The 7,447-nt window shown below is 70.4% G+C and carries 10 protein-coding genes and 1 riboswitch; of the genes, 6 read left to right on the forward strand and 4 right to left on the reverse strand.

From position 1 onward, the window contains the following. Positions 1-54: 54 nt before the first annotated feature. From ACTWQJ_RS42665 to ACTWQJ_RS42675, 3 genes are all read right to left on the reverse strand, one after another. The gene (locus tag ACTWQJ_RS42665) at positions 55-528 is read right to left on the reverse strand and encodes a C40 family peptidase (RefSeq protein ID WP_443311789.1); all 474 of its coding nucleotides are present in this window, start codon (positions 526-528) and stop codon (positions 55-57) included. Between the two features lie 3 nt (positions 529-531). Then, a riboswitch (cyclic di-AMP (ydaO/yuaA leader) is annotated at positions 532-656 on the reverse strand. 415 nt (positions 657-1,071) lie between these two features. Continuing rightward, positions 1,072-1,380 (reverse strand): hypothetical protein, encoded by a 309-nt coding sequence (locus tag ACTWQJ_RS42670; RefSeq protein ID WP_385509008.1) that lies wholly within the window; start codon positions 1,378-1,380, stop codon positions 1,072-1,074. A gap of 7 nt (positions 1,381-1,387) precedes the next feature. Next, complete coding sequence (locus tag ACTWQJ_RS42675) at positions 1,388-2,023, reverse strand: ATP-dependent Clp protease proteolytic subunit (RefSeq protein WP_443311790.1); 636 nt, start codon at positions 2,021-2,023, stop codon at positions 1,388-1,390. A gap of 87 nt (positions 2,024-2,110) precedes the next feature. On the opposite strand from ACTWQJ_RS42675, the gene ACTWQJ_RS42680 reads away from it, so the two are divergent. Further along, positions 2,111-2,398 carry a type II toxin-antitoxin system Phd/YefM family antitoxin gene (locus ACTWQJ_RS42680; RefSeq protein WP_385509006.1) on the forward strand — a complete coding sequence of 96 codons (288 nt, stop codon included), beginning with the start codon at positions 2,111-2,113 and terminating at the stop codon, positions 2,396-2,398. 83 nt (positions 2,399-2,481) lie between these two features. Here ACTWQJ_RS42680 and ACTWQJ_RS42685 read toward each other — a convergent pair whose 3' ends face one another. After that, the gene (locus tag ACTWQJ_RS42685; RefSeq protein ID WP_443311791.1) at positions 2,482-3,486 is read right to left on the reverse strand and encodes an ABC transporter permease; all 1,005 of its coding nucleotides are present in this window, start codon (positions 3,484-3,486) and stop codon (positions 2,482-2,484) included. 115 nt (positions 3,487-3,601) lie between these two features. On the opposite strand from ACTWQJ_RS42685, the gene ACTWQJ_RS42690 reads away from it, so the two are divergent. From ACTWQJ_RS42690 to ACTWQJ_RS42710, 5 genes are all read left to right on the forward strand, one after another. Then, positions 3,602-4,249: a TetR/AcrR family transcriptional regulator gene (locus ACTWQJ_RS42690; protein ID WP_443311792.1), complete on the forward strand. Its 648-nt coding sequence runs from the start codon at positions 3,602-3,604 to the stop codon at positions 4,247-4,249. Positions 4,250-4,361: 112 nt separating this feature from the next. Next, positions 4,362-4,664, forward strand: a complete 303-nt coding sequence (locus ACTWQJ_RS42695) for an urease subunit gamma (RefSeq protein ID WP_397963000.1) — start codon at positions 4,362-4,364, stop codon at positions 4,662-4,664. A 10-nt stretch (positions 4,665-4,674) separates the two neighbouring features. Then, complete coding sequence (locus ACTWQJ_RS42700; protein WP_224738827.1) at positions 4,675-4,986, forward strand: urease subunit beta; 312 nt, start codon at positions 4,675-4,677, stop codon at positions 4,984-4,986. After that, positions 4,979-6,700 (forward strand): urease subunit alpha, encoded by a 1,722-nt coding sequence (locus tag ACTWQJ_RS42705; protein WP_443311793.1) that lies wholly within the window; start codon positions 4,979-4,981, stop codon positions 6,698-6,700. The genes ACTWQJ_RS42700 and ACTWQJ_RS42705 overlap by 8 nt, the downstream gene beginning before the upstream one ends. 12 nt (positions 6,701-6,712) lie before the next feature. Further along, a complete protein-coding gene (locus tag ACTWQJ_RS42710) occupies positions 6,713-7,387 on the forward strand; it encodes an urease accessory protein UreF (protein ID WP_443311794.1) in 675 nt (224 codons plus the stop codon). Positions 7,388-7,447: the final 60 nt, after the last annotated feature.

Genomic DNA, 7,447 nt, shown 5'->3' on the forward strand with positions numbered 1-7,447 from the left:
ATGGGCGGGGGGGTGGTGGTGTGTAAGGACACCTCCGCCACCGCGCCCCAGGGGTCAGGAGACCCGGCCGTACCAGACGCTCCTCGTCCAGATCTTCTGCAGCCTGACCACGTCCCCGGTCTTCGGAGCGTGCCAGATCTTCCCCTTTCCGGCGTAGATCCCGACGTGGTAGACGCTGGACCCCGAGTGGAAGAACACGAGGTCGCCGGCCTTGCGGTTCTTGGCCGAGATGTGGCGGGTGTTGTTGTACTGCTGGGCGGCCGTACGAGGCAGCTTCTTGCCGGCCTTCTTGTACGAGTACAGCGTGAGCCCGGAGCAGTCGAACCTGCCCGGCCCGGTGGCGCCCCACGCGTACGGGGAGCCCTTCTTCGACGCCGCGATATGCAGCGCCTTGGTCGCGGGCGAGGCGGCTGCCGCCTCGGAGGCGACACCCGGAACCACGACGGAGCCGCCCACCGCGGCCAGGGTGAGGGCCGAGGCCGTACCGGCCCGGGCCATGAGCGACGGGACACGATTGAGCGTTGTCATGCGCAACCCTTCGTCAGCCGCCTGTGAAGGATGACCTGTCGGATTCGGGCTGGCGAAGTGGCCCGGCCGCGTCGTCGCGGCTTCACCCCAAGGGCTGCGCGGAACTTGCGCTCCGGCGACCCGTCTTGCGTGGGTCCTCCACTCCTGCCGATCCACTCCTGTCGACCCGTCATCCGGGCGGCGGCAGGACTCGGCGTCCACCCGGATCGCCCCGCCGCTGCGGCGGGGTCTTGTCGTCGTCACGGATCTTGACTCACGAATGTCCGAAAATCCCAACGGAACCGGGGGTTTGTGTTGTTACTCACCACTCACCCGTTCGGGTGGACAGCCTGCTGTTCGAGCGGCTGTCAAGGGCGCTGCGAGCCCCCGGACCAGCACTGGAATGTTCTATTCCGCCCCGGACGCATGTCTGTTGCGCAAGTGCAGCGGCTCCAAAAAAGTATGCTCGGATACTCCGGGCGGAGGTACGCCTTTTGGTCCGTTTCAACTCCGGCCCGGACACGGCGTCGTGAGGGTTGACGAGCCGGGCCGACTGGCGGTGCGTCAACTGTCGGAGCGCGGTGGAACGATGACTCGCGCCGTGCGGCGTTCGCCGTCCAGGACGCGCAGCGCCCGCGCGAGGGTCGGGGCGTGCAGCTCGGTCTCGCCCCGCTGGTGCATCAGTGCGAGCGCGTCGCGCAGTTCGACGGCCTTGCGCACCAGCGCCTGGGCGGCGCGCAGTCCACGGTAGGTGTCCCCTTCGTGGGCCGGATTGATCCGGCCGAGCAGGTCCACCACGTCCAGGTAACGGTCGATCACCTCGCCCTCGGCGCGGGTCAGGGCGGGCAGCGGCGGGAGTTCCGGAGGCAGCATCCGCGGCTCACCGTGCGCCGGGGGCGGTGCGCGAGGCCCTGCGGCTGGGGATGATCCGGTCGATCAGGCCGTACTCCAGCGCCTCCTGAGCGGTGAGGATCTTGTCTCGCTCGATGTCCGCGCCCACCTGCTCAAGGGTCCGCCCGGTGTGCCGTACGAGCATCTCCTCCAGGCGGGCTCGGACGCGGGCCAACTCCTCGGCCTGGATGGCGAGATCGCTGGCCTGCCCCTCGACCGGCTCGGGCAGAGCGGGCTGACGGATCACCACCCGGGCGCCGGGCAGCGCGTATCGCTTGCCCGGGGTGCCGGCGGCCAGCAGGACCGCGGCGGGCGATCCGGCCTGCCCGAGGCAGATCGTCTCCACGTCGCAGCCCACGAACCGGATCGTGTCGTACACGGCCGACATGGCACTGAACGAGCCGCCGGGCGAATTGATGTACAGCGAGATGTCCCGGTCCGGGGCCTGGTACTCGAGGTGCATGAACTGCGCCATCACGTCGTTCGCCGACGTGTCGTCGATCGGTGTCCCGAGGAAGACGATCCGCTCCTCCAGCAGCTTCGAGTACGGATCCATCGTCTTGTGCCCGTAGCTCGTGCGTTCGGTGAACTCGGGCAGGACGTGACGGGCGGACGGTCGGGTCATGGCGAACCCCTCCTCGCGGCGGAAACCGGCTCCGGCGGAGCCGTCTGTAAAAAATGTACAGGATGTACGTGACGTTAGAATGGGGGCATGGCCTACGAGATTCCGGTGACGCAAGCCAGGGCTGAGCTCGCCGACCTGATCAACCGGGTGGTGTACGGCGGTGAGCGGGTCGTCGTCACACGGCACGGCAAGCCCCTTGTCGCCCTTGTCTCCGCCGCCGACCTGGAACGACTCGATGCGCTCGAGGCAGCCCAGGAGTCCGCGGAGGAGCAGGTGGTCACCTCGGTGTCCGGCGTCCGCGAGGTCGCGTCCGCTCCCCGCGAACATCAGCGCTTCGGTATCGTGGCGGAGCATCGGGGGCCGAATCCCTCGTAACGGGGGACCGAGAAACGAAAGAGACCGTGCGTCCCCGTCCGCTGCAGCGGGGCGCACGGTCTTGACCGCGGTCGGCCGGTTGCTCAGCCGGAGAGCACCGGTTCCGTGTGGGCGGCGGGCTCGCCGCTCTTCACGCGGGCGGCCCTGAGTGCACTGCCCAGCAGTACCGCGCCCAGGCCCAACGCAGCCCACCAGGTCAGCGTCAGGGCGGGTCCGACGGCGGCCGCGCCGTCGAAGTACGACACCGAGCGCAACAGAGACGTCCCCGCGCCCGGCGGCAGCCACTGGCCGATCTTCCCGGCCGGTTCGGGCAGCATCTCCGGCGCCGAGCCGGCGGCCGAGAACGGGTTGCCGAACAGCATCACCAAGCCCGAGACGATGCCCATGCCGGCGGGGCCCAGGAGTGCGGCGAGCCCGGCGACAGCGCCGCCCACGGCCAGCGTGGACAGCCCGAGCGCGGCGGCCTCCGCCCACCAGTCCCCGGTGAGGACCTCCAGCCAGCTGTGCGCGATCGCGGCTGCCGCCACCCCGACGAGCGCGGAGGCGCCGAGCAGGGCGGCCACGGCCCGCACGCCGCGCAGCCCGACCATGGTCACCGCCGCGCCCGCAGCGATCCCGGCCAGCGCCAGCGGCAGCACGCTCGCGTTCAGGGCCGCGCCGCGAGGGTCGTTCGCGGGGGCGGACACCACGTCGACCGTCCTGACCTGCGTCCCGTCGGCGGACGCCTGCCCGGCCACCGCATGCTGAAGCAGCTGGGCGACCGCCGGGCTCGCGGCCGACGCGGTCAGCAGTTTCGGGTCCTGGTCGGCGACGACGACCGCGCCGTACACCGTCCGGCCCTCGATGGCCTCCCGTGCGGCGGCCTCGTCGGCGTAGCGGTGTATCTCGAACGCGCCCTCCTGCCGGGCCAGCTGCTGCTCGACCTGAGCGGTGGCGGCGGCCGGTCCCGCCACGCCGAGCGGCAGATCGCGCGGTGCGGTGCGCGCGGCGGGCCAGGCGAAGGCCCACAGGGCGAGTGTCGTAAGGAGCGGGACGAGGACGACTACCGCGATCAGTCGGCGGGAGTGAGTGCGGGGTGGCGTGGACATGGAACCCCCTCTGGCTGAGCCACCAAAAAGAAGGATCGTTCGTTTTAGATGTTGTACACCGTGCGCCTGTCGACGCCGCTTGTCAAGAAGGAATGTTCGTTTTAGATTTCGGGGCATGGCCCGCGTATCCCAGGAACACCTCGACGCCCGCCGCCGGCAGATCATCGACGGCGCCGCTCTGTGCTTCGCCCGCAACGGGTTCCACGCCACGTCCATGCAGGACGTGCTGAAGGAGGTCGATCTCTCCGCGGGGGCCGTATACCGCTACTTCAGCGGCAAGGAGGAGCTGATCGAGGCGATCGTCACCGAGGTGCTGTCCACCCTGGGCGACATCTTCAAGGGGGCGACCATGGAGAGCCCGCCGCCCCTGCCGGACGTGCTGGTTCTCAGGGTGCTGGAGCGCATGCGGGAGCTGCGGCCCCTCACGGTCAACGGCGAGTGGATGTTCCCCCGCCTGATGATCCAGGTGTGGACCGAGACCCTGCGCAACGAGAAGCTGGGGGCGGTGTTGACGCCGGGCTTCGGCAGGGTCGAGGAGGCCTGGAGGCAGGTCGTCGAGCGCTATCGGGACGCCGGACTCGTACCCGAGGACGCCGACGCCCGCGCCATGGCGCGCGTGATGATCGCGGTCGTGCAGGGCTTCGCCGTGCAGATGGTCCTCTTCGGCGACGTCTCGGAGGACACGCTGCGCGACGGGCTGCGGGCCCTGATGAGCATGGGCGGGCCCGGCGCGGTCGGCGGACGGGGCTCACAGCCGGTTTAACGTGCCGGAAACTCGCCGCGATTAGCCTGCCCATCCACGCCACCAGGGACTTTTCCCGGTGGCCGCGGCAACCGGGCCCCGCACGGCCCGGAGCGAGGATGTGAGGTGGGACGTGCAACTGACCCCGCACGAGCAAGAGAGGCTGCTGATCCACGTGGCCGCCGACGTGGCCGAGAAGCGCCGGGCCCGGGGGCTGAAGCTGAACCACCCCGAGGCCGTCGCCCTCATCACGTCGCACCTCCTCGAAGGTGCGCGGGACGGCCGTACCGTCGCCGAACTCATGTCCTCCGGACGCAAGCTGCTCACTCGGGACGACGTCATGGAAGGCGTCCCCGAGATGATCCACGACGTCCAGGTCGAGGCGACCTTCCCGGACGGCACCAAGCTCGTCACCGTCCACGACCCGATCGTCTGAGGGGGCCTCGATGATTCCCGGAGAGATCCTCTTCGCCGACGGGCCGATTGCCTACAACGAGGGCCGCGAGGTCACCCGGATGACCGTCCTCAACGCCGCCGACCGGCCCGTCCAGGTCGGCTCCCACTACCACTTCGCCGAGGCCAACCCCGGCCTGGAGTTCGACCGCGCCGCGGCGCGCGGCAAGCGGCTGAACGTCGCCGCCGGCACCGCCGTTCGCTTCGAGCCCGGGATCCCCGTCGACGTCGAACTCGTACCGCTCACCGGCGCCCGTGTCGTGCCCGGGCTGCGCGGGGAGACCGGAGGTGCCCTCGATGCCTGAGATCTCGCGTGCCGCGTACGCCGACCTGTTCGGCCCGACCACCGGTGACCGCATCCGGCTGGCCGACACCGACCTGATCGTCGAGATCGAGGAGGACCGCAGCGGCGGGCCCGGTCTCGCCGGTGACGAGGCCGTGTTCGGCGGCGGCAAGGTCATCCGCGAGTCCATGGGACAGTCGCGCGCTACGCGCGCAGACGGCACGCCGGACACCGTCATCACCGGTGCCGTGATCGTCGACCACTGGGGGATCGTCAAGGCCGACATCGGCATCCGCGACGGCCGGATCACCGGCATCGGCAAGGCGGGCAACCCGGACACCATGGACGGGGTGCACCCGGACCTGGTGATCGGCCCCGAGACCGAGGTCATCGCCGGCAACGGACGGATCCTCACCGCCGGTGCCATCGATGCGCACGTCCACTTCATCTGCCCGCAGATCGCCGACGAGGCGCTGTCCGCGGGCATCACCACCCTCGTCGGCGGCGGCACCGGACCGGCCGAGGGCTCCAAGGCGACCACCGGGACTCCCGGCCCCTGGCACCTGGCCCGGATGCTGGAGGCGATGGAGCAGTACCCGCTCAACATCGGCTTCCTCGGCAAGGGCAACACCGTCTCGCACGAGGCGATGCTGTCCCAGATCCGCGGCGGCGCACTGGGCCTGAAGCTGCACGAGGACTGGGGCTCCACCCCGGCCGTCATCGACGCCTCGCTGACCGTCGCCGAGCAGACCGGCATCCAGGTCGCCATCCACACCGACACCCTCAACGAGGCCGGATTCGTCGGCGACACCCTTGCCGCGATCGCCGGCCGGGGGATTCACGCGTACCACACGGAGGGCGCGGGCGGCGGGCACGCACCGGACATCATGACGGTCGTCTCCGAGCCGCATGTGCTGCCGAGTTCGACGAACCCCACGCGGCCCTACACCGTGAACACCGCCGAGGAACACCTCGACATGCTGATGGTGTGCCACCACCTGAACCCGGCGGTGCCGGAGGACCTCGCCTTCGCCGAGTCCCGTATCCGGCCGTCGACCATCGGCGCCGAGGACATCCTGCACGACCTGGGCGCCATCTCGATCATCTCCTCCGACGCCCAGGCCATGGGCCGGGTCGGCGAGGTGATCATGCGGACCTGGCAGACGGCGCATGTGATGAAGCGGCGGCGGGGCGCCCTGCCGGGTGACGGCCGCGCGGACAACCATCGCGTACGTCGCTATGTCGCCAAGTACACGATCAACCCTGCGCTCGCGCAGGGGCTCGCCCACGAGGTCGGATCGGTGGAGAGCGGCAAGCTCGCCGACCTCGTGCTGTGGGAGCCCGCGTTCTTCGGGGTCAAGCCGCACCTCGTCATCAAGGGCGGGCAGATCGCGTACGCGCAGATGGGCGATGCCAACGCCTCCATCCCGACACCGCAGCCGATCCTGCCGCGGCCGATGTACGGGGCGATCGGACGGGCACCGGCCTCGAACTCGTTCAACTTCGTGGCGCCGCTCGCCCTCGAGGACGGGCTGCCCGACCGGCTCGGGCTCGGGAAGCGGTTCGTGGCCATCGAGTCGACCCGCGGGGTGACCAAGGCCGACATGCGCGAGAACGATGCGCGGCCCGAGGTGCGTGTCGACCCCGACAGCTTCGCCGTGCACATCGACGGGGAGCTTGTCGAGGCCACTCCGGCCGCCGAACTGCCCATGGCTCAGCGGTACTTCCTCTTCTGAGGTCAGAGTCTGATGTCAAGGGCAGCGCTACTCGTTCTGGCCGACGGCCGGTTTCCCGCCGGAGGGCACGCGCACTCCGGCGGGGCCGAGGCCGCGGTGAAGGCCGGGCGGATCACGGGCGCCGCGAGCCTGGAGGACTTCTGCCGGGGGCGGTTGCACACGGCCGGGCTGGTGTCGGCGGCGCTGGCGGCGGCTGCCGCGGTGGGCGTCGATCCGGTGTCGCTGGACGCTGCCGCGGATGCCCGTACACCGTCTCCGGCGTTGCGTGTCGCTGCGCGGAAGCTGGGGCGGCAGTTGATGCGGGCCGCGCGGGCTACCTGGCCGTCGGGTGAACTCGACGCCCTTGCTGCGGAGTTCCCCAAGGGGGCGCATCAGCCGGTGGTGCTGGGGGTGGCGGCGCGGGCGGCTGGGTTGGGGGCGGTCGATGCGGCGCACTGTGCGGCGTACGAGAGTGTGAGTGGGCCGGCTTCGGCGACGGTGCGGTTGTTGAGTCTTGATCCGTTCGACGCCACGGGGGTGCTGGCTCGGTTGGCGCCCGAGATGGACCGGGTTGTGGATCGGGCGGTGGAGGCGGCTCGGGGGGTGGTCGACGACGGGGTTGATGCGCTGCCTGCGGGGTCGGCTCCGCTGTTGGAGGTCGGGGCGGAGGTGCATGCGGCTTGGGCTGTACGGCTGTTCGCGTCGTAGGGGTTTTTCGCCCCCGCCGCCCCTACCCGTCCCTTCCCTGGGGGCTCCGCCCCCAGCCCC

It is taken from the genome of Streptomyces sp. KR55 (assembly GCF_052245645.1).
Lineage (GTDB): Bacteria > Actinomycetota > Actinomycetes > Streptomycetales > Streptomycetaceae > Streptomyces > Streptomyces flavusporus.

Coding starts and splice junctions, on each gene's coding strand:
- ACTWQJ_RS42710 (WP_443311794.1), top strand. CDS start 6,713: ATGTCAAGGGCAGCGCTACTCGTTCTGGCCGACGGCCGGTTTCCCGCC.
- ACTWQJ_RS42680 (WP_385509006.1), top strand. CDS start 2,111: ATGGCCTACGAGATTCCGGTGACGCAAGCCAGGGCTGAGCTCGCCGAC.
- ACTWQJ_RS42700 (WP_224738827.1), top strand. CDS start 4,675: ATGATTCCCGGAGAGATCCTCTTCGCCGACGGGCCGATTGCCTACAAC.
- ACTWQJ_RS42685 (WP_443311791.1), bottom strand. CDS start 3,486: ATGTCCACGCCACCCCGCACTCACTCCCGCCGACTGATCGCGGTAGTC.
- ACTWQJ_RS42690 (WP_443311792.1), top strand. CDS start 3,602: ATGGCCCGCGTATCCCAGGAACACCTCGACGCCCGCCGCCGGCAGATC.
- ACTWQJ_RS42665 (WP_443311789.1), bottom strand. CDS start 528: ATGACAACGCTCAATCGTGTCCCGTCGCTCATGGCCCGGGCCGGTACG.
- ACTWQJ_RS42705 (WP_443311793.1), top strand. CDS start 4,979: ATGCCTGAGATCTCGCGTGCCGCGTACGCCGACCTGTTCGGCCCGACC.
- ACTWQJ_RS42670 (WP_385509008.1), bottom strand. CDS start 1,380: ATGCTGCCTCCGGAACTCCCGCCGCTGCCCGCCCTGACCCGCGCCGAG.
- ACTWQJ_RS42675 (WP_443311790.1), bottom strand. CDS start 2,023: ATGACCCGACCGTCCGCCCGTCACGTCCTGCCCGAGTTCACCGAACGC.